Annotated in this window: 19 protein-coding genes; 8 read left to right on the top strand and 11 right to left on the bottom strand. The window is 72.3% G+C overall.

Annotation, left to right across the window (positions count from 1 at the left end; translation table 11 throughout):
- Window positions 1-1,539: Cache 3/Cache 2 fusion domain-containing protein (locus B2J86_RS11205; RefSeq protein ID WP_254068064.1), on the bottom strand; the 1,539-nt coding region annotated here is incomplete at its 3' end.
- Between the two features lie 354 nt (window positions 1,540-1,893).
- Between B2J86_RS11205 and B2J86_RS11200 the strand changes: the two genes are divergently transcribed.
- The 4 genes from B2J86_RS11200 (at window position 1,894) to B2J86_RS11185 (ending at window position 8,540) form a co-directional block, all read left to right on the top strand.
- Window positions 1,894-2,466, top strand: coding sequence for a DUF2760 domain-containing protein (locus B2J86_RS11200; RefSeq protein ID WP_173025602.1), 573 nt, complete (start codon window positions 1,894-1,896; stop codon window positions 2,464-2,466).
- A complete protein-coding gene (locus B2J86_RS11195) occupies window positions 2,463-4,343 on the top strand; it encodes an Hsp70 family protein (RefSeq protein WP_169170132.1) in 1,881 nt (626 codons plus the stop codon). The genes B2J86_RS11200 and B2J86_RS11195 overlap by 4 nt, the downstream gene beginning before the upstream one ends.
- The gene (locus B2J86_RS11190) at window positions 4,285-7,296 is read left to right on the top strand and encodes an Hsp70 family protein (protein WP_173025601.1); all 3,012 of its coding nucleotides are present in this window, start codon (window positions 4,285-4,287) and stop codon (window positions 7,294-7,296) included. Before B2J86_RS11195 ends, B2J86_RS11190 begins: the two co-directional genes overlap by 59 nt.
- A 182-nt stretch (window positions 7,297-7,478) precedes the next feature.
- Complete coding sequence (locus tag B2J86_RS11185; RefSeq protein ID WP_173025625.1) at window positions 7,479-8,540, top strand: PHB depolymerase family esterase; 1,062 nt, start codon at window positions 7,479-7,481, stop codon at window positions 8,538-8,540.
- Window positions 8,541-8,582: 42 nt separating this feature from the next.
- Here B2J86_RS11185 and B2J86_RS11180 read toward each other — a convergent pair whose 3' ends face one another.
- Together B2J86_RS11180 and alr are read right to left on the bottom strand one after the other, a co-directional pair.
- On the bottom strand, window positions 8,583-9,539 hold the full coding sequence (locus tag B2J86_RS11180) for a lytic transglycosylase domain-containing protein (RefSeq protein WP_169637856.1): 957 nt from the start codon (window positions 9,537-9,539) through the stop codon (window positions 8,583-8,585).
- A 200-nt stretch (window positions 9,540-9,739) separates the two neighbouring features.
- Window positions 9,740-10,846: an alanine racemase gene (gene alr, locus B2J86_RS11175; protein ID WP_169170135.1), complete on the bottom strand. Its 1,107-nt coding sequence runs from the start codon at window positions 10,844-10,846 to the stop codon at window positions 9,740-9,742.
- A gap of 136 nt (window positions 10,847-10,982) precedes the next feature.
- On the opposite strand from alr, the gene lplT reads away from it, so the two are divergent.
- The 4 genes from lplT to B2J86_RS11155 all read left to right on the top strand — a co-directional run bounded on the left by lplT (window position 10,983) and on the right by B2J86_RS11155 (window position 14,898).
- Window positions 10,983-12,287, top strand: a complete 1,305-nt coding sequence (lplT, locus tag B2J86_RS11170) for a lysophospholipid transporter LplT (protein ID WP_169637854.1) — start codon at window positions 10,983-10,985, stop codon at window positions 12,285-12,287.
- A 120-nt stretch (window positions 12,288-12,407) separates the two neighbouring features.
- Window positions 12,408-13,334 (top strand): DMT family transporter, encoded by a 927-nt coding sequence (locus B2J86_RS11165; RefSeq protein WP_173025600.1) that lies wholly within the window; start codon window positions 12,408-12,410, stop codon window positions 13,332-13,334.
- Window positions 13,335-13,373: 39 nt separating this feature from the next.
- Window positions 13,374-13,859 (top strand): glutathione peroxidase, encoded by a 486-nt coding sequence (locus B2J86_RS11160; RefSeq protein WP_169170138.1) that lies wholly within the window; start codon window positions 13,374-13,376, stop codon window positions 13,857-13,859.
- A 64-nt stretch (window positions 13,860-13,923) separates the two neighbouring features.
- A complete protein-coding gene (locus tag B2J86_RS11155) occupies window positions 13,924-14,898 on the top strand; it encodes a magnesium and cobalt transport protein CorA (protein ID WP_169637848.1) in 975 nt (324 codons plus the stop codon).
- A 73-nt stretch (window positions 14,899-14,971) separates the two neighbouring features.
- Here B2J86_RS11155 and B2J86_RS11150 read toward each other — a convergent pair whose 3' ends face one another.
- The 8 genes from B2J86_RS11150 to amt all read right to left on the bottom strand — a co-directional run.
- Entirely contained in the window at window positions 14,972-15,862 is an 891-nt protein-coding gene (locus B2J86_RS11150) for a ProQ/FINO family protein (RefSeq protein WP_173025599.1), read from the bottom strand.
- A gap of 120 nt (window positions 15,863-15,982) precedes the next feature.
- The gene (glcF, locus tag B2J86_RS11145) at window positions 15,983-17,212 is read right to left on the bottom strand and encodes a glycolate oxidase subunit GlcF (RefSeq protein ID WP_169170745.1); all 1,230 of its coding nucleotides are present in this window, start codon (window positions 17,210-17,212) and stop codon (window positions 15,983-15,985) included.
- A 43-nt stretch (window positions 17,213-17,255) separates the two neighbouring features.
- Window positions 17,256-18,059 carry a YoaK family protein gene (locus B2J86_RS11140; protein WP_169638527.1) on the bottom strand — a complete coding sequence of 268 codons (804 nt, stop codon included), beginning with the start codon at window positions 18,057-18,059 and terminating at the stop codon, window positions 17,256-17,258.
- A 4-nt stretch (window positions 18,060-18,063) separates the two neighbouring features.
- Window positions 18,064-19,188, bottom strand: a complete 1,125-nt coding sequence (glcE, locus tag B2J86_RS11135; protein WP_173025598.1) for a glycolate oxidase subunit GlcE — start codon at window positions 19,186-19,188, stop codon at window positions 18,064-18,066.
- Window positions 19,189-19,737: 549 nt separating this feature from the next.
- The gene (locus B2J86_RS11130; RefSeq protein ID WP_371736444.1) at window positions 19,738-20,865 is read right to left on the bottom strand and encodes a DNA topoisomerase IB; all 1,128 of its coding nucleotides are present in this window, start codon (window positions 20,863-20,865) and stop codon (window positions 19,738-19,740) included.
- Window positions 20,866-21,143: 278 nt separating this feature from the next.
- Window positions 21,144-21,377: a hypothetical protein gene (locus B2J86_RS11125; RefSeq protein ID WP_173025596.1), complete on the bottom strand. Its 234-nt coding sequence runs from the start codon at window positions 21,375-21,377 to the stop codon at window positions 21,144-21,146.
- Window positions 21,378-21,458: 81 nt separating this feature from the next.
- Window positions 21,459-22,415, bottom strand: a complete 957-nt coding sequence (locus tag B2J86_RS11120) for an SMP-30/gluconolactonase/LRE family protein (protein WP_173025595.1) — start codon at window positions 22,413-22,415, stop codon at window positions 21,459-21,461.
- 149 nt (window positions 22,416-22,564) lie between these two features.
- On the bottom strand, window positions 22,565-23,793 hold a 1,229-nt coding region (gene amt / locus B2J86_RS11115; RefSeq protein WP_173025594.1), incomplete at its 5' end, for an ammonium transporter.

Here is a 23,793-nt window from a genome sequence, read left to right as displayed (position 1 = left end):
GCCCGCGCGCGCCGCCTCGACGGCGGCGTTGAGCGCGAGGATGTTGGTCTGGAACGCGATCGAATCGATCACGCCGATGATGTCGGCGATCTTGCGCGAGCTGTGGTGGATGTCGCCCATGGTGCTGACCACCTGGCCCACGGCCAGGCCGCCGCGTGCGGCCACCTCGGCGGCGGAGCCGGCCAGCGCGTTGGCCTGGCGCGCCGCGTCGGCCGACTGGCGCACGGTGGCGGTGAGCTGCTCCATGCTTTGCGCGGTCTGCTGCAGGCTGCTGGCGGTCTGTTCGGTGCGGCTGGACAGGTCCTGGTTGCCGGTGGCGATCTCGGCGCTGGCGGTGGTGATGCTGTCCACCGCGGTGCGCACCTGCTGCAGCATGTGCACGTAGCGCTGGCGCAGGCCTTCGACCTCCTGCACTAGCGCGCCGATCTCGTCGCGCCGCGTGGTGCGGAAGGCCTCGGTCAGGTCGCCCTGCGCCACCTGGGTGATGGCCTGGGTGAGCTCGCGCAGCGGCTGGCTCACGCCGCGGCGCAGCACCACGAACAGGCCGACGGCCAGCAGCGCCACGGCCAGCGCCATCATGGCCCACACCGCCCGCGTGATCTGGTGCTGGCTGGCCATGGCTTCGCCGTCGGGCACCTCGGCCACCACCCACCAGCCGCTCGCCGTCTTGCGCAGCAGCGCCCACGGCTGGGCCGCGTCGGCGCTGCGCACGCTCGCCGCCTCGCGCACCAGGCCGTCCTCGGCGGCGGCCAGCGCCTCGAAGAACGGCCGCGCCGAGGCAAAGGCTTCGAGCACCTTCTGCCCGCGCGCCGTGGGGTGGGCGACGAACACGGCCTCGGCCAGCGAAGCGCGCGGGTCGATCACGTAGACGCCACCGTGCTCGAAGAATCGCGTCTGCGCGACCTGTTTCTCGAACATCGCCTCGAACACGCTGATGTCGTTGCCGATGAACAGCAGGGCCACCGGCTGGCCCTGCGGGCTCTTGACGGGCAGGTAGTAGCCCATGTAGGGCTTGCCGCCCACCACGGTGCGGCCGACGTAGGCCTCACCGCCCCGCACGCGCGCATAGGCCGCGTCGCTGCGCTCCAGCGCCGTGCCCAGCTCGCGCTCGCCCTGCGCGTTCTTGACCGAGGTGGTGATGCGGACGAAGTCCTCGCCCCGCTTGGCGAACACCGTGGCGATGCCGCCGGTCTCGGTGGCGAATTTGTCGACCGGGCCATAGTCCTCGTTGACCAGCGCGCCGAAGCTGCGCAGCTCGCCCGTGGCCTCGTCGAGCTCCATGGTGGGCTCGAAATAGCGCTGGAAGCCTTTCATGGTGCGCTGCACCAGTTCGCGGTTGGTCGCATCGGCCGCGTCCAGCGATTGCGCGACGCTCTGCGCGGTGTCGCCGACGCTGCGCACGACCTGGGCGCGCGTGCTGCGCTCGGTCAGCACCGCCATCGCCAGCCCGACCAGCAGCAGCACCAGCGCCACCAGGGCCATGGCCAGGAACGTCACGCGGCGTGCCACAGAACGGTTGATCGCGGGGGACACTGCCATTGGAAGCTTCTCCAAAAAAGACACGGCCTGGCCGCATGCCAAGCACGAAGCCACTCTAGGGCACAGCTTCGTTACACTTGCTCACGTATTCCCTTACGCAGTGCTGCGTAGGCGCCCGGGGCAGCGCCGCGGCCCGCGCGGGGCCGGCGCACTGGGGCGGCACAAAAAAGCATGGAATCGGCCTCAAACGCTGATGGGTAAAGCGCATGCGGCTATTGATTGAATAGCATCAAATGCCCTGATCCACCGTGCAAGAGGCGGTTTCGGTACCATGGCATCCTCGCCGGCCCGGCCCCGCGCCCGTGCACGCGCCACCGCCCCGGCCTTCCCGATTCCCCACACCGTTGGCATTCCATGACCCCACCCCATCCCTCCTTGCTGAGCCGCATCGCGCTCGCCGTGAGCAGCTTTTTCTCCATCCTGGCGCGGCCCGAGTTCGCCGCCGAGGTGGCACGTTTGCGCGCCGGCGCTCTGCCGGCCCAGCCGCCAGCAGCGCCCGTGCCTGCGGCCGCGCCCTCTCCGGCGCCCCAGCCCGCCGTGCAGGCGGCACCGGACACCGCCGCGCTGCAGCTGCTCGGCCTGCTGCAGCGTGAGGCGCGCTTTGTCGACTTCGTCGAGGAAGACATCGCCGCCTACAGCGACGCCGACATCGGCGCGGCCGGGCGCGTGGTGCACGAAGGCTGCCGCAAGGTGCTGCGCGAGCACTTCCAGATCGCACCGGTGCGCAGCGAAGTCGAGGGCAGCCGCATCACGCTGCCCGCCGGCTTTGATGCTGCCGCCGTGCGCCTGACCGGCAACGTCGTCGGCCAGGCGCCGTTCACCGGCACGCTGGGCCACCGCGGCTGGCGCGTCACGGGCAGCCAGCTGCCGCAACTGGCCCCGGGCCACGACGCCGCGGTTGTCGCCCAGGCAGAGGTGGAGCTGTGAGCGCCGCGCGCTACACGCTGGGCATCGACCTGGGCACCACGCACTGCGCGCTGTCGTGGGTCGACACAGAGGCCAGCGACGGCGAAAACGTGGTGCAGGGCGTGCTGCAGCTGCCCCAGCTCACGGGCCCCGGCGCGGTGCAGGACAAGGCGCTGCTGCCGTCGTTCATCTACCTGCCGCACGCGAGCGAACTCGCGCCGGGCGACCTGGCGCTGCCCTGGGCGCCGGCGCAGGACTTTGCCGTCGGCGAGTTTGCGCGCGCGCGCGGCGCGGCCACGCCGATCCGGCTGGTCGCCAGCGCCAAGAGCTGGCTGTGCCACCCGGGCGTGGACCGGCGCGGCGCCATCCTGCCCGCCGAGGCGCCGCCCGAAGTGGCGCGCATCTCGCCACTCGAAGCCTCGGTACGCTACCTCGCACACCTGCGCGCCGCCTGGAACGCGCAGCACCCCGAGGCCCCGTTCGACGCGCAGGACGTCACGGTCACGATTCCGGCTTCGTTCGACCCGGCCGCACGCGAGCTCACGGCCGAGGCCGCGCAGGCCGCCGGCTTTGGCCCGCTGACGCTGCTGGAAGAACCCCAGGCGGCGCTCTACAGCTGGATCCAGCGCAGCAGCGGCCAGTGGCGCAAGGACGTGCAGCGCGGCGACGTGATCCTGGTGGTCGACGTGGGCGGCGGCACCACCGATCTGTCGCTGATCGCCGTGTTGGAGCGCGATGGCAACCTGGCGCTGCAGCGCATTGCCGTGGGCGACCACATCCTGCTCGGCGGCGACAACATGGACCTGGCGCTGGCCTATGGCGTGGCACGTAAGCTCGCCGCGCAGGGCACGCAGCTCGACCCGTGGCAGACGCGCGCGCTGGCCCATGCCTGCCGCGGCGCCAAGGAAACCCTGCTGGCCGACGCCGCGCTCGCGGCCGTGCCGGTGGTCGTGCCCAGCCGCGGCGCCAAGCTGATCGGCGCCAGCATCCGCACCGAGGTCACGCGCGAAGAACTCACGCAGACGCTGCTGGAGGGCTTCTTTCCGCCCGCCGCCGTGTCCGACCAGCCGCACAGCCGTGCGCGCGGCGCGCTCACGCAGCTGGGCCTGCCGTATGCGCAGGACGCCGCCGTCACGCGCCACCTCGCGGCCTTCCTGTCGCGCCAGCGCGGCGCCACTGCCGAGATCGCAGGCTTTGGCGGCGCCGCCGACGCGGGCGCGGACGGCGCCAGCTTCCTGCACCCCACGGCCGTGCTGTTCAACGGCGGCGTGCTCAAGTCGGCGCTGATCGCCGAGCGGCTGCTCGGCGTGCTCAACGGCTGGCTCGCGGCCGAGGGCGCAGCGCCCGCGCGCCTGCTCGGCGGCGCCGACCTGGACCTGGCGGTGGCGCGCGGCGCGGCCTATTACGGCTACGTGCGCCGCGGCAGCGGCGTGCGCATCCGCGGTGGCACGGCGCAGGCCTATTACGTGGCCGTCGAATCGTCGATGCCCGCGATTCCGGGCTTGGCGCCGCCGATCCAGGCGCTGTGCCTGGCGCCGTTCGGCATGGAGGAAGGCACGGACGCGGGCCTGCCCGCGCAGGAGTTCGGCCTGGTCGTCGGCGAGCCGGTGCGGCTGCGCTTCTTCGGCTCGTCGGTGCGCCGCCAGGACCAGGTCGGCACGCTGCTTGACTTCTGGGGCCCCGACGAGCTGCACGAGCTGCAGGAGATCGAAGCCACGCTGCCCGCGCAGGGCCGCGCCGTCGGCGAGGTCGTGCGCGTGCAGCTGCATGCGCGCATCACCGAGACCGGCACGCTCGAACTCGAAGCCCTGCCCGTGGGCAGCGACGGCGCTTCGGCCGATGAGCGCTGGAAGGTCGAATTCGACGTGCGCGGCGACGCACCTGCCGCCCACCCCTGAGCCCGCTGTGAGCGCGCGCTACACCGTCGGCATCGACCTCGGCACCAGCCACACCGTGGTCGCCTACGCGGCCCACGCGGTGGCCGCCGAAGGGGGCGGGGTGGCCGAGGCGGGCGATGGCGCCATCCACCTGCTGCCGATCGCCCAGCTGGTGGCGCCGGGCGAGGTCGCGGCGCCGGCGCTGCTGCCCTCGGTGCGCTACCACCCGGCGCCCGGTGAGCTGGCCGCGGCCGACCTGCAGCTGCCCTGGCCGGTGGCGCTCGAAGGCGGGGCCGACACACCGCCCGCGGTGATAGGCCGCTACGCGCGCGACCTGGGCAGCCAGGCGCCGGGCCGGCTGGTGGCCAGCGCCAAGAGCTGGCTGTCGCACCCCGGCGTGGACCGCACGGCCGCCATCCTGCCCTGGGGCGCAGCGGACGAGGTGCCGAAGATTTCGCCGCTGCAGGCCAGCGCCAGCTATCTGGCGCATGTGCGCGCGGCGTGGAATGCGCGCTTTGCGCACGACCCGCTGGAGCAGCAGAACATCGTGCTCACCGTGCCCGCGTCGTTCGACGAAGGTGCGCGCGCACTCACACTGGAGGCCGCGCGCCTGGCCGGTCTGCCGCGCCTGCGCCTGATCGAAGAGCCCCAGGCCGCCTTCCACGACTGGCTCTACCGCGAGCGCCACCACTGGGCCGATGCGCTGGCGCAGGCGCGCCTGGTGCTGGTCTGCGACGTGGGCGGCGGCACCACCGACCTGACGCTGATCCGCGTCGAACGCGATGCCAGCGACCCCACCGCGCCGCCGGTGCTCACGCGCATCGGCGTCGGCGACCACCTGATGCTCGGCGGCGACAACATGGACCTGGCGCTGGCGCACCGCGCCGAGCGCGAATTGACCGAAGCCGGCGAAAGACTGCCGGCGGCGCGCTTTTCGCAGCTGGTGCAGCGCTGCCGCGCGGCCAAGGAGCTGCTGCTCGCGTCCGATGGCCCCGAGCGCACCAGCGTCACGCTGCTGGGCGCGGGCGCGCGCCTCGTGGGCGGCGCGCGCTCGGCCACGCTCACGCGCGCCGAGGTCCAGCAGCTGGTGGTCGACGGCTTCGTGCCGCAGCAGGCGGCCAGCGAGCGGCCGCGGCGGCGCAGCAGCGGCCTGGTCGAGTTCGGCCTGCCCTACCCGGCCGACCCGGCCATCACGCGCCACCTGGCGGCGTTTCTGGCGCGCCACGCGGCGGCCGCGCGCGCGGCGCTGGGCCCGCCGGCCGCGGAAGGCACCGACCCCAGCGCCCTGCCCGTGCCCGACACCCTGCTGCTCAACGGCGGCGTGTTCCGCGCGCCGGCGCTGGCGGATCGGCTCGAGAGCGTGCTCGCGCGGTGGCGCGGCGCACCGGTGCGCGTGCTGCACAACGCCGACCCCGACGTGGCTGTGGCGCGCGGCGCCGTCGCCTATGCGCTGGTGCGCGCTGCGCGCGTGCCCGAGCTGGCGCGCGGCGTCGGCGGCGGCGCCGCACGCAGCTACTTCCTGGTGCTCGACGGGCGCCACGGACAGGGCCGCGCCCTCTGCGTGCTGCCGCGCGGCACCGACACCGGCACCGAGGTGCCGCTGGCCCAGCACCACTTTGCCCTGCGCCTCGGACAGGCGGTGCGCTTTCACCTGGTGGCATCGGCCGACGACAGGCCGTGGCAGGCCGGCGACCTGGTGGACCTCGACGCCGCCGCGCCCACCGGCACCGGCACCGAGGCCGACGCCGACGCGCCCGCCTTCGTGCGGCTGCCGCCCATTGAGACCGTGCTGCCCGCACCCGAGGGCCGGCGCCGCGCCGACGTCACGGTGCAACTCAGCGCGACCATGACCGAGGTCGGCACACTCGAGATGCACTGCGCCAGCGTGAGCGACCCGGCGCAGCGCTGGCTGCTGGCGTTCCAGCTGCGCAGCGGCGCCGGCGAGCCCGGCACATCCGACACCCTGGGTGACACGGGCGCCGGCACCGCCCTCCCCGACGCTGCCCCGCACCAGCGCGTGGCCGAGGCCGTGGCGCTGATCGAGCGCATTTTCGGCACCCCGGCCGATAAGCCCGACGCCCGCGAAGTGCGCCAGCTGCGCAGCGCGCTCGAGCGCCTGCTGGGCGCGCGCGAGACCTGGAGCCTGCCGCTGCTGCGCACCCTGTTCGACGCCCTGTGGGCGCGCGCGCGCCGGCGCCGGCGCAGCGCCGAACACGAGCGCGTGTGGCTCAACCTTGCCGGCTACTGCCTGCGCCCCGGCCTGGGCGCGCCGCTCGACGCCTGGCGCATCGAGCAGGTCTGGGAGCTGTTCGACCAGGGCATCCAGTACACCGCCGAGAGCCGCAACTGGTCGGAGTGGTGGACGCTGTGGCGCCGCGCAGCCGGGGGCCTGGGCGAGGCGCAGCAGCTGCACATCCTCGAAACCCTGGCCGGCCACCTCGAAGACTGCGACGCCGGCAAGCGCGCCAAGGACCCGGTGCAGGGCAGCTACGACGACATGGTGCGCCTGGCCGCGCTGCTCGAACAAGTGCCCGTGGCGCACCGCAGCGACACCGGTCGCTGGGTGCTCGAGCGCCTGCAGCGCCCTGGCGAGAACCCGCAAACCTGGTGGGCCCTGGGCCGCATCGGCGCGCGCGTGCCGCTGTATGGCAGCGCCCACACCGTCGTGCCCGCCGACCTGGCCAGCGAGTGGCTCGCGGCGCTGCTCGCGCTCGACTGGAAGGCGGTCGAGCCCGCGGCCTTCGCCGCCACCCAGATCGCCCGCATGAGCGGCGACCGGGCGCGCGACCTGCCGGCCGCACTGCGCGAAGCGGTCGCGCAGCGCCTGGTCGCCGCGCGCGCGCCGCACAGCTGGGCCACGCTGGTGCGCGAGGCCGTGCAGCTCGACGAGGCCGACCAGCGGCGCAGCTTCGGCGAAGCGCTGCCCCCGGGGTTGACGTGGTTGGGCGGCGGCGCGGCGCCCCCAGCCGCCTGAGGCGCTGCCCGACACCACGGTGCGAAGGCGCCGGCAAGCGCACCAGCGCGAGGAAGCGGCGTGCGTGCGCAAGCAGGGCGGCATGGTCTGCCGCAGGCATGACCCCGATCGAGGCCTCCGCCTACAAGCGCAAAATGCTGCAGTGCAGCATGATGAATGCATCGCCGCTGTCCACCCACCCCATGCCCCGCCGCTCTGCCGCCTCCCGCCTTGCCGCCACGCTCACGCGCGCCACGCAGCGCAACCTGCAGGCGCTGACCCGGGCGACGCTGCGCAATGGCAAAAAAGTGGCCGCCCAGGTGCAGCGGGCGGTGGCCCAGCAGCACAAGCCCCCGCCGGGGGCGGGCGACTGGCTCAGCGGCACCGCCGTCGGCCCTGCCGGGGTGCGCCGCTACCACCTTTTCAGGCCGGCCGGGCTGGTGCTGCAGCCGGGCGAGAAGCTGCCGCTGCTGGTGATGCTGCACGGCTGTGGCCAGCACGGGCGCGACTTTGCCGCGAGCACGCGCATGAACCGCGTGGCCACGCGCGAGCGCTGCCTGGTGCTCTACCCCGAGCAGGACCGTCTGGCCCAGGCGCAGGGCTGCTGGAACTGGTTTGAACTGCGCTCGGGCAAGGCGCTGGCCGAGGCAGCGACCCTGATGGTGCTGCTCGAGCAGGTGATCCTGTGGCACGCGGCCGACCGCCAGCGCGTCGCCGTGGTGGGCCTGTCGGCCGGCGCCAGCATGGCGGCCCTGCTGGCCAGCCGCTATCCGGCGCGCTTTCAGGCCGTGGCCATGCATTCGGGGGTTTCACCCGGCCTCGCCCATTCCCCGGCCACGGCGCTGGGCGCGATGCGCGGGCAGCGCGGCGTCGCCCGGGCGGCACACGCGGTAGGCCAGCTGCGGAATGCCGCGGGCCTGGGCCTGGACCTGCCGCCGCTGCTGGTGATCCACGGCGAGGCCGACCATGTGGTCGCGGCCAGCAATGCGCGCACCAGCGCAGCCATCTGGGCGCTGGCCTCGGGCGCTGCGCCGGGCCCCGAGCGCACGCTGCAGCGCGGCCAGCGCTACCCCATGCGCGTGACCGACTACCGGCGCGAGGGACAGGTCCAGGTGTCGCTGTGCCAGATCGAGGGGCTGGGCCACGCCTGGAGCGGCGGCGGCGCCAAGCTGGCGTTCAGCGATGCCGCGGGGCCCGATGCCACGCGCCTGGTCTGGACGTTCGTGGCGCGGCAGTTCCAGCGCCCAGAGACCGCCCGGCGCTGACCGGGCGCGCAGCGCCCAGGGACCCTGGAACGGGGGCACGGTCTATCCGGGCCCGCGCAGCACCACGCGGATGCGCCCCCGCGCGGGCGCGGGAAGGGGCTGCGCCACCGTTCTGATGCGCCCCAGCACCGGCGAGGGCTGCGTCACGCGGCGGTCGAACGGGTGTGCGGCAGCGCCGACCGATTTCAAGATGCGCTGCACGTAGGCGCGCGTTTCGAGGTAGGGCGGCACACCGCGGTAGCGCTCGACCTTGCCCTCGCCGGCGTTGTAGGCGGCGGCCACCAGCGCCACGTCGCCCTCGAAGTAGGCCAGCAGCCAACGCAGGTAGCTCAGGCCGCCGCGGAGGTTCTGCGCCGGGTCGTAGGGGTTCTTGACGTTGAAGCGCTCGCTGGTCTCGGGAATCAGCTGCATCAGGCCCTGCGCGTTCTTGGGCGACAGCGCCTGCGGGTTGAAGTTGGATTCGGCAGCAATGATGGCCAGCGCCAGCTGCGGCTCGACCTGGTACTGCGGCGCCATCTTGAGCACCAGAGCCACGATCTTGCGCGGCGCCGTCGCCTGGTAGTCAACGCCGGGCCCGGCCGCCTCGACCGGCGCGGGCGGTGCCGGCGGCGGGCGCATGCACTCGGGCACCTCGCCGGTGGTGCCGCCGACGACCTGCAGCATGCGCGTGGCCACATCGAGCCCCTGCTCGGCGGCGGCGTGGAAGAAGAACGCCGCCGTCGCATCATCGCGCGCCACGCCACGCCCGTGGGCGTACATCCATCCGAGGTTGTATTGGGCCAGCATGTCGCCCAGCCGCGCGCTCGTGCAGTACAGGGCGGCCGCGCGCAGCGGGTCGCGCGCCACGCCTTCGCCGTGTTCGTAGGCGATGGCCTGCTCGCGCAGGCTGGCCGCCAAGCTGCTCTCGGGCAAGCGCTCCTGCGCCCGCGCCGGGCCCGCGGCAAGGGCGCACAACAGCGCCACCGACAGCGGCGCAAGGGTCGACAGGCTCGGACGCATGGATTTGAGTATGCGCGCCTTTGCGGCGCGCGTCACCTTGGCGCGGGCCACGCGGGCCGCGCAGGGCGCTCGTCGGCGCCACCAAAAACAGGCAAAACAGCCCCTAGTGCAGATCCATCCAGCGTTTGCAGCTCCTGGAAAAGGAGCAAATCAACGCTGCCGTGGGCCTGCCGTCGCGGCAGTGCCGCGGGGGCGGGTGGTCAGTCTGCCGCCACCGGCACGCGCGGCGCGAGCGCGCACATGGGTTCGTAGGCGACGGTGCCCGCAGCCTGGGCCACTTCGTCGATCGGCAGGACGGCGCCGCTCTGGGCGCGCCCCCACAGCGTGACTTCGCTGCCGATGCCGGCGTCCACGCCGGCGGCGAGGACGGGGTTCAGGTCCACGGTGACCATGTCCATGCTGACGCGGCCGACCAGGCGTGTGCGCACGCCGCCCACCAGCACCGGCGTGCCGGTGTCGCAGTGGCGCGGGTAGCCGTCGGCATAGCCGCAGGCGGCCACGCCGATCGTGGTGGGGCCGTCTGCGGTGAAGCGCGAGCCGTAGCCGACGGTGTCGCCGGCCTGCAGCTGCTGCGTGCCGATGAGGCGCGTGGCCAGCGTCATCGTGGGCTGCAGGTCCCAGTGGGCCGCGGTGTGTTCGGGGTGGTCGGGGGCGCTGCCGTAGAGCACGATGCCGGCGCGCACCCAGTCGCCGCGCACCTGCGCATCGAGGCCGTGGCGCAGCGTGGCGGCGCTGTTGCAGATCGTGCGCTCGCCGGGCAGGTCCTGCGTGGCGGCGTTGAAGACCGCCACCTGGTGGGCGATGCCGCGCGCGCCATCGGCATCGCTGAAGTGGGTCATGAACGAGATCTCATCGACCTGGGGCAGGGCGTTCAGGCGCGCCCAGGCGCTGCGAAAGCGCTGCGGCGTGAAGCCCAGCCGGTTCATGCCCGAGTTCATCTTGAGAAAGACGCGGTGCGGCACCTGAGTTTTGTGCGCGGCCAGCATGTCGATCTGTTCGTCGCAGTGCACGGCGTGCCACAGCGAGAGGCGCGAGCACAGCTCCAGGTCGCGCGGCTCGAACACGCCTTCGAGCAGCACGATGGGCCCGCGCCAGCCCAGGCGGCGCACGCGCTCGGCCTCGTCGAGGTCGAGCAGCGCAAAGCCGTCGGCGCCGCGCAGGCCGTCGAACGCGCGCTCGATGCCGTGGCCGTAGGCGTTGGCCTTCACCACGGCCCACACCTTGGCATCGGGCGCGGCGCGGCGCGCCCGTGCCAGGTTGTGCTGCAGGGCGGCGGTGTGGATGCGGGCGTGGATGGGGCGGGGCATGGCGGAAGCGTCAGGGAAGATGCCCATGATTCTGGCATCGCCCCGCGGAAGGCGCGTGATATAACCGCCAGTCACTCGTTCCGGGGTTCCACATTTACCAGACCATCAGCGCAGCTGATGGACTTGCAGCCATTCGATGAAGCGCGGCTTTTACACCATCATGTCGGCGCAGTTTTTCAGCTCGCTGGCAGACAATGCCCTTTTCGTAGCCGCCGTGGAACTGCTCCGCACCAATGGGGCCGCGGAGTGGCAGCGTGCCGCCCTGGTGCCGATGTTCGCGCTGTTCTATGTCGTCCTCGCGCCGTTCGTGGGCGCCTTCGCCGACGCCCTGCCCAAGGGCCGCGTGATGTTCGTGAGCAATGCCATCAAGATCGTCGGCTGCCTGATGATGCTGTTCGGCTCGCACCCGCTGATCGCCTACGCCGTCGTGGGCCTGGGCGCGGCGGCCTACTCGCCGGCCAAGTACGGCATCCTGACCGAACTGCTGCCGGCCTCGCAGCTGGTCAAGGCCAATGGCTGGATCGAGGGGCTGACGATTGCCTCGATCATCCTGGGCGTGCTGCTGGGCGGGCAGCTGGTCGGGCACCACCTGTCGCAAATGCTGCTGGCCATCGACGTGCCCCTCATCGACACCGGCATCGACAGCCCCGCCGACGCGGCCATTGCCACGCTCATCCTGGTGTACGCGGTGGCCGCCTGGTTCAACCTGCGCATTCCCCACACCGGGGTCGAGATGCGCCCGCTGCGCCAGAACCCGCAGCACAGCGTGCTGGCCAACACGCTGGCGCTGCTGCCCGACTTCTGGACCTGCAACGGCCGCCTCTGGCGCGACAAGCTCGGCCAGATCTCGCTGTCCACCACCACGCTGTTCTGGGGCGCGGGCGGCAACCTCAAGTTCATCGTGCTGGCCTGGGCCGCGGTGGCGCTGGGCTACTCGACCACGCAGGCGTCGGCGCTGACCGGCGTGGTCGCCATCGGCACCGCCGTGGGCGCGGTGCTGGCGTCGATGCGCATGCGCCTGGACATGGCCACGCGCGTGATTCCGCTGGGCATCGCGATGGGCCTGCTGCTGATCCTGATGGTGTTCATCGACACCCTCTGGCTGGCGATCCCGTTCCTGATCCTGCTGGGCGGGCTGGGCGGCTTCCTCGTCGTGCCGATGAACGCGCTGCTGCAGCACCGCGGCCACAACCTGATGGGCGCGGGCCGCTCGATCGCGGTGCAGAACTTCAACGAGCAGGCGGCCATCCTGGGGCTGGGCGCGCTCTACAGCCTGTCGCTCAAGCTGGGGCTGTCGGTGTTCGGCGCCATCACGGTGTTCGGCCTGGTGGTGGCGGGCGCGATGTGGCTGATCCGGCGCTGGCACCTGCACAATTGTGCGCACCACGGCGAAGAGGTCGCGCACCTGATCCGCATCGCGCGCCACGACCACCTGCACTAGCACGGCGCCGGCGCGCAGTGCCCCCTGCGGTGTCTTTCCCAGCCACCTCCAGTCCGGCCGGCAAAACTCCTGTTTTGATAGCTTGCAGCGCTTGCACAGCAAGCGTTTGAGCCCTATTCCATGCATTCCTTGTTTCCGGTCCTGGCCCTGCTGTTCAACGCGCTGGTGTGGGGTCTGTCGTGGTGGCCGTTCCGCACCCTGCACGGCGCCGGCCTGCACCCGCTGTGGGCCACGGCGCTGATGTACGGGCTGGCGCTGGCCTCGCTGCTGGCCCTGCGCCCGGGCGTGCTGCGGCTGGCGCTGCCGCACCGCGGCCTGTGGCTGCTGGCGCTGGCCTCGGGGCTGACCAACGTGTGCTTCAACTGGGCGGTGACCGTGGGCGACGTGGTGCGCGTGGTGCTGCTGTTCTATCTGATGCCGGCCTGGTCGGTGCTGCTGGCCTGGAAGGGGCTGGGCGAGGCGCCCACGCGCCTGGCCGTGCTGCGGCTGGTGCTGGCATTCGCCGGCGTGGCGCTGGTGGTGCTGCCGCCGGGCGCCACGCTGGCGCAGTTCGCGTCGGGCCTGTCGGGCGCCACGCTGGCGCAGTTCGCGTCGGGCCTGTCGGGCGCCGACCTGCTGGCGCTGTGCGGCGGCTTCACGTTCGCGCTCACCAACGTCACGCTGCGGCGCCTGCGCCAGGTGCCGGGCCCGGCGCGCATGCTGGCGATGTTCGGCGGCGGCGCGCTGATGGCCGCGATCAGCGCCGGCCTGGGCCTGGCGGCCGGCGTGGTCACGGCGCCGCCTGCCCTGGCCCTGGGCTGGGCGCTGGTGGCCCTCGGGCTGGCGCTGGCCTTCTGGCTGGGCAACCATGCGCTGCAGTTTGGCGCCTCGCGCCTGGCCGCCGGCACCACGGCACTGGTGATGCTCAGCGAGGTGGTGTTCGCCAGCGCGTCCTCGTGGCTGCTCGCGGCCACCGTGCTGGCGCCGCGCACGCTGGCCGGTGGCGCGCTGATCCTGCTGGCCGCGCTGCTGGCCATCCTGCCGCACCGCCGCGCTGCGGCGCACTGAGCCGCTACCATGGCCGGTCGCCCCCCACAGGAGCCCGCCATGGACCGCATCTACGACTTTGAAGCCCAGCGCATCGACGGCCAGCGCGTGCCGCTGGCGCAGTTCGAGGGCCGGGTGCTGCTGATCGTCAACACCGCCAGCGCCTGCGGCTTCACGCCACAGCTGGCCGGGCTGCAGGCGCTGCACCAGCAGTACGCCGGCCAGGGCCTGGTGGTGCTGGGCTTTCCGTGCAACCAGTTCGGCCATCAGGACCCGGGCAGCAACGGCGAGATCGCCAGCTTCTGCCAGCGCAACTACGGCGTCGAGTTTCCGATGATGGCCAAGATCGAGGTCAACGGCGAGGGCGCAAGCCCGCTCTACCGCTGGCTCACGGCCGAGGCGCCGGGCCTGCTGGGCAGCAAGGCCATCAAGTGGAACTTCACCAAATTCCTCGTGGGCCGCGACGGCCGCGTCATCCGCCGCTATGCGCCGCAGGACGCGCCCGCCAGGCTTGCAGCCGACATCGAGGCGGCGCTGGCCGCCTGACGGCGCGCTGCGCCGCCCTTGCCCTCGGCCATCCTCCCGCAACCCCTTCGCCCCTACCGCCAACATGATCATCAACTGCGTGGCTTACGAGAACGGCCGCAAGCTCGCCGACATCCACATGGACGACATCAGCGACTGGCTGGCCCGCCCCGGCTGCTTTGTCTGGGTGGCGCTGCAGGACCCTGGTGCCGACGAGCTGACGCAGATGCAGGAAGAATTCGGCCTGCACGAGCTGGCCGTGGAGGACGCGCGCAAGGGCCACCAGCGCCCCAAGATCGAGGAGTACGGCAGCATGGTGTTTGTCGTCATGCACCTGCTCGGCCCGGCCCTGCAGGAGGGCAGCGACGAGCAGCTCGGCGAGCTGGCGGTGTTTGCCGGGCCCAACTTTGTGCTCTCGGTGCGCAGCCACAGCGCGCACGGCTTTCAGGACGTGCGCGAGCGCTGCGAGCGCGAGCCCGAGCTGCTCAAGAACGGCGCCGGTTTCGTGCTGTATGCGCTGATGGACGCCGTGGTCGACCGCTACTTTCCGGTGCTCGATGGCTTCGAGTCCGGGCTCGAAGGCGTGGAGGAGCAGATCTTCACGCGCGGCGCGGCGCGCGGCAACATCGAACGGCTCTATGACCTCAAGCGCCGCACGGGCGCGCTGCGCCATGCGGTGGTGCCGCTGCTCGACGTGCTGGGCAAACTGCACGGCGGGCGCGTGCCCAGCGTGTGCGCCGGGGTGCAGGAGTATTTTCGCGATGTGCACGACCACGTCACGCGCATCAGCGGCGCCACCGATGCCGTGCGCGACACCATTGGCACGGCCATCCAGGTGAACCTGTCGATGGTGACGATCGAGGAGTCGGAAACCACCAAGCGGCTGGCCGCCTGGGCCGCGATCTTTGCCGCCTCGACCGCCCTGGCGGGCATCTGGGGCATGAACTTTACGGGCATGCCCGAGTTGCACTGGCGGTACGGCTACCCGGTCGCGCTGTCGGTGATCTTCACCACCGGGGTGCTGCTGTACTGGCGCTTTCGCAAGGCGGGCTGGCTGTAGCGCCGGCGGCCACCCCGCTTTGATGCCCCATCGGGCTGCAGCGCTGCCCCAGCCAGCGCTTGCAGTCCTTTTTTTATAGCGCCTCAGGGTCCGCAGGCGCCACCGGCAACTCGCTCACCTCGGCGGCGGGGGCTGCTGGCGGCGCGGCCGCCGCTGCCCGGCTGCGCGCGCTGTGCAGCGTGCGCGCCACGGTGCGCGGGTCCATGCCGTACATGTCGGCAAACTCTTCCACCGCCTTGCCGCTGGCCTCGAAGGTGCGCAGCAGGGCTTCTTCGCGCGCCCTTTTGGCGGCCAGCTCGGCCAGCGCCTCGTCGAGCAGGCCGTTGGCGGCATCGTCGCGCGAGCGCACGCGCTCGGCATAGTCCTCGCGCGAGAGGCCGCTGGCCTCGATGTTGGCGACGATGCGCGCGCGCAGCTTGGGCAGCAGGTCTTCGCCGCTGCGGCCCTGGCGGCGGCGGTGCACTTCCACGAGCGCCTGGTGGATGTGCTCGGGCGCCATGGCTTCGACGGGCTGGCCTTGCAGGTCGTGGCGCTGCTGGCCGGCGGCGACGCTTTGCAGGTAGCGCGTGGAGCGCGTGTGGATGCCCAGCGCGAGCTTGAGTGCCTCGCGCTCAAACACCTCGGGGTGGGCGGCCAGCAGGTCCTGGAAGACGCCGCGCTTGAGCGGCAGGAACACCGCGCCGAACAGCTGCGGGTACAGCTCGGCAAGCTTCTCGAGCGTCGGCGGCACCGGGCGCGGGCCGCGTGGCGCTTTGGCAGCGGCAGCGTCTGGCGCCTGCGGCGCCGCAGCGCCCGCCGGGCCGGCGCCCTTGCGGCGGTTGCGCCCACCGCGGCGCGATGCGCCCGCGGGCCGGGGCGTGCCAGCGTCGCTGGCGGGGGCGTTCGCGGGCACCGAAGGGGCGGCCGCGCCTTCGGGGGCAGCAGGCGCGGCGGTCGGGTCGGGATCGGGCACGGAGTCGGTCATGGCAGGGCTGGTGGGGGTCAACAAAACCCTCAATCATGCCAGCCTTGGCGCAGCGGCCTGTCAGCAGCCGTTGCGGTGGCCGGCAACGGGAAGGCGCACGGGCACGCGGTATGGGCCGTTCTACACCGCGAGCGCGTCGGCCAGCACCTGCACCCAGTGGCGCACGGGTATCGCGGTGCCGCTTTGCAGATGGGTGATGCAGCCGATGTTGGCCGAGGTGATGACGGTGGGCTCCAGTGCAGCGAGGTGGTCCAGCTTGCGCTCGCGCAGCTGCTGCGATAGCGCGGGCTGCAGCACCGAATAGGTGCCCGCCGAGCCGCAGCACAGGTGCGACTCGTTGAGCGCCACGCGCACGTCGAAGCCGAGCGCGCGCAGGTGCTGCTCGACGCCGCCGCGCAGCTGCTGGCCATGCTGCAGCGTGCACGGCGGGTGGAAGGCGATGACGCCTTGCGGCACGTGCGCGAGCTTGCCCTGCAGCAGCGGCACGATGTCGGGCAGCAGCTCGGAGAGGTCGCGCGTGAGCGCGCTGATGCGCGCCGCCTTGGCCGCGTACTGCGGGTCGTGCTGCAGGTGGTGGCCGTATTCCTTCACGGTGACGCCGCAGCCCGAGGCGTTCATGGCAATGCATTCCACCGCGCCGCTGTCCACGTGCGGCCACCAGGCGTCGATGTTGGCGCGCATCTGCGCCAGGCCCCCGGCCTGGTCGTTGAGGTGGAACTTGACGGCGCCGCAGCAGCCGGCCTCGGGCGCGATGACGGTCTGGATGCCGACTGCGTCGAGCACGCGCGCGGTGGCGCTGTTGATGCCCGGCGCCATGCTCGGCTGCACGCAGCCGGCCAGCAGCAGCACCTTGCGCGCATGCTCGCGCCTGGGCCAGGCGCCGGCCGGCCCGGGCGCGGGCACCTTGGCGCGCACGCCGGCGGGCAACAGGCCGCGCACCGCCTGGCCGAGCTGCATGGCGGGTGCGAACAGCGGCGAGCTCAGGCCCTCCTTGAGCGCCCAACGCGCCGCGCGTTCGCCCAGGGGGCGCGGCACCTGCTCGTCGACGAGCTTGCGGCCGATGTCGACCAGGTGGCCGTACTGCACGCCGCTGGGGCAGGTGGTTTCGCAGTTGCGGCAGGTCAGGCAGCGGTCCAAGTGCAGCTGGGTGCTGCGCGTCGGCGTGTGGCCTTCGAGCACCTGCTTGATCAGGTAGATGCGCCCGCGCGGGCCGTCGAGCTCGTCGCCGAGCAGCTGGTAGGTCGGGCAGGTGGCGGTGCAAAAGCCGCAGTGCACGCATTTGCGCAGGATGGCTTCGGCTTCGCGGCCATCGTCGGTGCCCTGGAATTGGGGAGCAAGCTGGGTTTGCATGGTGGTCGTCGGGGTGTGAAAAAGGAAAGCCGGGCGGCAGGGCTCAGAGGCTGTCTTGCACGGTGTGCTTGTTTTTGGCGCGCAGCGCCTGGCGCAGGCGCCAGAGGGCGCGCAGGCGGCCTGCGTCGGCGGCCAGGGGCGGCAGCGACAGGGCCAGGATGATGGCCGCCAGCGGCACCACCCAGACGAAGCCGACGTATTTGAAGCCGGCCGCGCCGACCACGCCACCGGCCGTGAACATGGCCAGCAGGCTGGCGTACAGGCGCATGCGCGCGTGGTTGGCGCGCACCTGGCCTTCGGCCGGGACGCCGCTGCGGTTCCAGTAGAACATCTTGCCCATCTCGATGCCCAGGTCGGTGATGACGCCCGTCATGTGCGTGGTGCGGATCTGCGCCGCCGACATCTTGGTCACCACCGCGTTCTGCAGGCCCATGATGAACGCCAGCAGCAGCACCGTCAGCGGCACCGCAAACACGGTGTGCCAGGTCAGCGTGACGGCCCCCACCAGGCCAAACAGCAGCATCAGCACGGCTTCGAGCAGCAGCGGCAGCGCAAAGCCGCTGCGCAGGCGGTGGCTGCGCGCCCAGTTGACCAGGATGGCCGTGGTGCCCGCGCCCGACAAAAAGGCCCACAGCGTGCCCACGGCGCTGAGCACCAGGGCCATGTTGCCCAGCACCAGGTTGTCGGCCAGCAGCGACAGGAAACCCGTCATGTGCGAGGTGTACAGGTGCACGACCAGAAACCCGCCCGCGTTCACCGCGCCCGCGTTGAAGGCCAGCAGCAGGCCCAGCGTGCGGTTGGTGGACGACGTGCGGTGGCGTCCGGTGAGGTGGCGCAACCGCCGCATGCCGCTAGCCCAACGCTGCCCCGCGTGCGGGGTTGAAGATGCCGGCCGGGTCGAACGCCTGGCGCAGCCGCGCCTGGATCTTTTCCAGCGCGGCATTCTTGGGGCCAAAAACGGCCTCAGCGCTTTCTGTGCCTGCGTCTGAAGCTCTGAAAAGAGTAGCACTTCCGCCCACCTGCGCGGCCACGTCGTGCAGCGCCTGGGCGCGCGCGCGCGGCGCCTGCACCCAGCGCAGCGCGCCGTGCCACTCGACCAGCGGCGGCGCCACGCCGGCGGGCAGCGCCAGCACCGGCGCGGTGGCCGGCACCGACAAGCGCCACAGGTCCAGGCCCGGCTGCGGCGCCTGCGCTCGCTCGGCAAACCACGGCAGCTGCTGCTCGCGGCAGGCGGTCCAGTCGGCGGCCACGGCCGCGTTGTCCAGGCGCTCGCCGCCCAGGGTCTTGCAGGCGGACTCGACCGCGGCGACCGCGCCGCGCAGGCGCACATAGAGCTGGCCCACGCCCGCGTCTTCGACCCAGCAGCTGGCGTTGAGCGGCAGCGGCTGGCCGCCCCAGGCGTGCAGGCGCGCGAGCGCCTCGGCCTGGCCGCAGGCAAAACGCAGCGTGGCCTCGGCCGGCGCCACGGGCAGCACCTTGATGCTGACCTCGGTCAGCACGCCCAGCGTGCCCCAGGCCCCCGCCATGAGGCGCGAGACGTCGTAGCCGGCGACGTTCTTCATCACCTGGCCGCCGAAGGTCAGGTGCTCGGCGCGGCCGTTGAGCAGCTGCACGCCGAGCATGAAGTCGCGCACCGCGCCCACGCTGGCGCGCGCCGGGCCCGACAGGCCCGCCGCGACCATGCCGCCCACCGTCGCGCCGGGGCCGAAGTGCGGCGGCTCGAACGGCAGGCACTGGTGCTTTTCCGCCAGGGCGGCTTCGAGCTCGGCCAAAGGCGTGCCGGCGCGCGCCGTGACCACCAGCTCGCTGGGCTCGTAGCTGACGATGCCGGTGTAGGCGCGCGTGTCGAGCACCTCGCTGCGCAGCGCCACGCCGCCGTGAAAATCCTTGCTGCCGCCCCCTCGGATGCGCAGCGCAGTCTGGTGCGTGGCGGCCTCGCGCACGAGGTCGGTGATCTGGGAAAGAACGGTGTCCATGCTTGGAATGGTAAGCCCGCACCCCGCACGGAGCGCGTGAATTTTCTGCACGGCGCGCATGAGCAAAGCGGCGCGCGGTCGCCCCGGCCGAGCGCAGCGATGGCCCGGGTGGCTGTTGGCTGTCGCGCTCCCCCGCCCCTCTGCCCGTGCCGAGGAGCGCAGCGCCGGGCGGAAAAAGGGCCGCGCGCTGTTTGAGCGCGTAGCGCGAGTTTGCGCGGACCCCGCCCGGCGCGAGCACCGCAGGTTGCCCCGTAGCGCAGCGCAGGGGACACGGACAGTGGGGTCGCCCTTTCTTTGGTGACTTTCTTTCGGCGAAGCGAAAGAAAGTTACTGCGCCGCCGGGCGCACATCCCGGCCTTCCAAGCCGGCAACCAGCGCAGCGGCAGAACCCGCACACGCTATCCAAGCCCTGGAATGCGACCCGAGCGCCACCATCCGCCACCGAACCGAAGCCAAAATGGCTTCAAACCCTTACCACATCAGCGCCAGAAGCTATATAAAAAGGAGCAATTGGCACACAGAGGCAGGCGCAGCAAAAGGGAAACCCCTTCAACCGCGCGCCCCGCCCTTGCCCCGCTTCGCCGGCGCTTTCCCCGCCTTGCCCGTCCCCGGCCGCCGCAAAAACGCCAGCAGCCGCCGCTCCGCCGCGCTGAGCCCACGCGGCGACGCGGCGCCGCCGATGCGCTCCCAGACCCGCTGCATGCCCGGCCCCGCATCCGAGGCCAGGCGCTCGCCCAGCTCCAGCACGGCCGGGTGCACATACGACTTCTTGCAGACCGTCGGCGTGTTGCCCAGCTGGCGCGCCACCTCGACCAGAATCTGGCGCGCCGTCCAGGCCTGGGCGTCTGCGGCCGCTTGCGTGCAGGCCAGGCGCGTCAGTTCCAGCGCCTGCACCGTGCCGTGCCAGGTGCGAAAGTCCTTGGCCGTGAAATGCGGGCTGTCCGCGCCGGGCGGCGCGGCGGCCGGCAGTCCCGCGCCGTCGCCGCCAGCAGCGCTGCGCGGCCTGCGCTCGGTGATGCTGCGCAGGTAGTCGTTGACATCGCCCGAGCCCACCGTGTGCAGCGCGCCGTCGGCGTCCTCGTACTGGAACAGCTCCTGCCCCGGCAGCTGCTGGCAGCGGCGCACCAGGCGGGCCACGCGCGGGTCGTCGAGCGTGGCGCTCTGCGGCACGCCGCTCTTGCCGCGAAAGCGCAGCCGCAGCGTGCTGCCGCGCACGTCGGCGTGGCGCGCGCGCAGCGTGGTCAGGCCATACGAGTGGTTGCTGGCCGCATACTCCTCGTTGCCCACGCGCAGGCAGGTGGTATCGAGCAGCCGCACGATGGCTGCCAGCACCCGCGTGCGCGCCAGCGGCGGGCTGCGACGCGGCGCCAGGTCACGCGCCACGCGCGCGCGGATGCGCGGCAGCGCCTGGCCGAACGCGCGCATGCGCTCGAACTTGCCGCCGTCGCGCAGCCGCCGCCAGTCGGGGTGGTAGCGGTACTGGCGCCGCCCGCGCGCGTCGAGCCCGGTGGCCTGCAGGTGGCCGTGCGGCAGCGGGCAGATCCAGACCTCGGTGTAGGCCGGCGGAATGGCGAGGCGGCGGATGCGATCGATCTCTTGCGCATCCGTCAGCCAGCGGCCGTCGGGCTGCCGGTAGCCAAACCCCTCTGCGCGCCGCACGCGCTGCAGGCCCGGCATGCGGCGGTCGACATAGACCAGCCCGCCGGGCAGGCGGCTGCCGGGCGCGGGTGCGTGCGCCGGGGGCGCCGGCGCATCGCGCACAGCCACGGAAGGGGCGGGCACAGGAACCAAAGCGGAGGCAGAAGCAGGCATGGAGGGGACGGCGCGCGGGCGCTCTTGGGTCGCAGGGAAACCTGGGCCCATCACAGCCCGTTGCCGCGCCCGCGGGTGTAGGAAGGCGCCCGCTGCGCGGGTGGGCGGCGGCCGCAAAGCGCGGGCCGGCGTGCCCCGGGACTCTACTGCGCGAGCAGCGCGGCGCTGATCTGCGCTGCGTCCAGCAGCGCGAACGTGCGGTTGTGCTGCGCCGTCAGCGGCCCGCCGCCGGGCACCAGCTCCGTGTCTTCGTAGCCCAGGGCCTTGAACTTCCACACGCCGGAGATCCACTTGAGGTGGCCGACCGGCGCGCCGCTGGCCAGAAAGACCGCCACCACGCCGTCGTTCACGCGCCGCAAGCTCAGCAGTTCAGCCATGGCATGGGCCCTCCAGATTTCAAGTCCAATCGTGCTCTGACGCTGATGCAGCAATCGCTGGCAGCTCTCTTTTTTGACATGTCAAACCGGCTCTTGGGCCGCTGCAGCAGCGTCCTCGAACGCCTGCACCGGCAGGCCCGGCACGTCCACTGGCTGCGCCAGCGCCAGCACGCGGCCGGCCAGCGGCGTGCGTGCCAGTTCATCCTCCGGGCGGCCCTGGCGCGCCGTGGTGACGAACATCGTGCGCCCCTCGGGCCCGCCCAGGCAGACCATGGTCGGGCAGGCCACGGGGGTGGCGATGCTCTGCAGCACCGCGCCCGCAGGCGAGAGCTGCAGCACGCGCGCGCCCTCGTACATCGCGCACCAGTAGTTGCCCTGCACATCGACGGCGGCGCCGTCGGGGCGGCCGCCGTAGCCGGCCGTGCCCGGCTGCCAATTGACCGACTTGGGCGCGAACTGGTGCAGCGTGCGCGCCGGTCCCAGCGCGTTGCGCTCGCCGTCCCAATCGCGCGCCTCGATGCGGTGCGTGGGCGTGTCGGCGCTGTAGAGCGTGCGCTGGTCGGGCGACCAGCCCAGGCCGTTGAGCGTGCTGGCGCCGCCCCACAGCGTCTGCACCTGCGCCGGGCCGTGGCGCGCGTCGATGCAGTACATCGCCGCGTGCCCGCCGCCGGGCCGCTCATCGCGCGTGCCGACCCAGAAGCGCCCGAACGGGTCGCACTTGCCGTCGTTGGCGCGCTCGTGCGCCGGGTCGTAGGGCAGGCGCGCGATGCGGTGCAGCGCGCCGCCCCAGTGCGGCGCGCGGTAGATGCCGTCGCGCAGCGCCAGCACCCAGCCGCTGGCCTGGCCCGCAGTGCGCGCCGGCGCCATGCAGCCGGGCTCGGCCGGCAGCGGCCAGCGCTCGGTGGCGCCGGTGGCCGGGTCGGCGCGCAGCGCGGCGCGCCCGGCGATGTCGACCCAGTACAGGCGCTGCTCGCCGGCCTGCCAGAACGGCGACTCGCCCAGTTCGCAGACTTCACTGCCCACCACGTTCCATGCCATGTGCTTGCCCTCCTGCAGCCTTGCGCAGCCAACCATTATTCCCCGCACGGCCTGCCGCAGCGCTCTGCGGTCGGCCATCCAGGCCAAAGGCCCGCCGTGCAAGCAGGGCGGGCCTCGGGTGGGCGCCGGGTGCGGCGCCGCTGGCGTGCTCAGCGCGTGTAGGCGGTCTCGCCGTGCGAGGTGATGTCCAGGCCCTGGCGCTCTTCGTCTTCGGGCACGCGCAGGCCCAGCAGCAGGTCGGCCACCTTGTAGGCGACCACCGAGACCACGCCCGACCAGACGATGGTCAGCAGCACGCTCTGGACCTGGACCCAGACCTGCGCGCCCATCGCGAAGCTCTCGGGCGTGGGGCCGCCCGTGCCGCCGAGGCTTTGCGCGGCAAACACGCCCGTGAGCAGCGCGCCGACGATGCCGCCCACGCCGTGCACGCCAAACACATCGAAGGCGTCGTCGGCCCCGAGCATCTTCTTGAGCCCGCCCACACCCCACAGGCAGACCAGGCCGGCGGCCACACCGATCACAAGGGAGCCCATCGGGCCGACAAAGCCGGCCGCCGGCGTTACCGCCACCAGGCCGGCGACCGCGCCCGAGGCTGCGCCCAGCATCGAGGCCTTGCCCTTGTGCAGCGCTTCGCCCGCCAGCCACGCCAGCGTGGCGGCCGCCGTGGCCAGCAGGGTGTTGATGAACGCCAGGCCCGCCACGCCATTGGCCGCGCCCGCCGAGCCGGCATTGAAGCCGAACCAGCCGACCCACAGCAGCGAGGCGCCCACCATGGTCAGTGTCAGGCTGTGCGGCGTCAGGGCCTCTTTGCCAAAGCCGATGCGCTTGCCGACCAGGTAGGCGCCGACCAGGCCCGCGACGCCGGCATTGATGTGCACCACGGTGCCGCCGGCAAAGTCGAGCGCGCCGTGCTTGGCCAGCAGGCCGCCGCCCCAGACCATGTGCGCGATCGGGACGTAGCTGAAGCTGAACCACAGCACGGCAAACACCAGCACGGCGGCGAACTTCATGCGCTCGGCAAACGAGCCGACGATCAGCGCCACCGTGATGGCGGCGAAGGTGGACTGGAAGGCGACGAACACGTATTCGGGGATGGTCGGCAGCGCGCCCGAGAGCGTGTCGGGCGCCATGCCCTTCAAAAACGCTTTGCTGAGGTCGCCGAAGAAGCGGCCCTCGCCGCCAAAGGCCAGGCTGTAGCCGTACAGCGCCCACAGCACGCTGACCAGCGCAAAGACCACGAACACCTGCACCAGCACCGACAGCATGTTTTTCGAGCGCGCGAGCCCGCCGTAGAACAGCGCCAGACCCGGCAGGGCCATGAGGATCACGAGCAGCGTGGAGGTCAGCATCCAGGCGGTGTCGCCCGAGTCGAGCTTGG

This window comes from Acidovorax sp. SRB_14 (assembly GCF_012932145.1).
GTDB lineage: Bacteria > Pseudomonadota > Gammaproteobacteria > Burkholderiales > Burkholderiaceae_C > Simplicispira.
The sequence above is the reverse complement of the archived record's forward strand: the minus strand, read 5'-3'. Positions and strand labels throughout refer to the sequence as shown.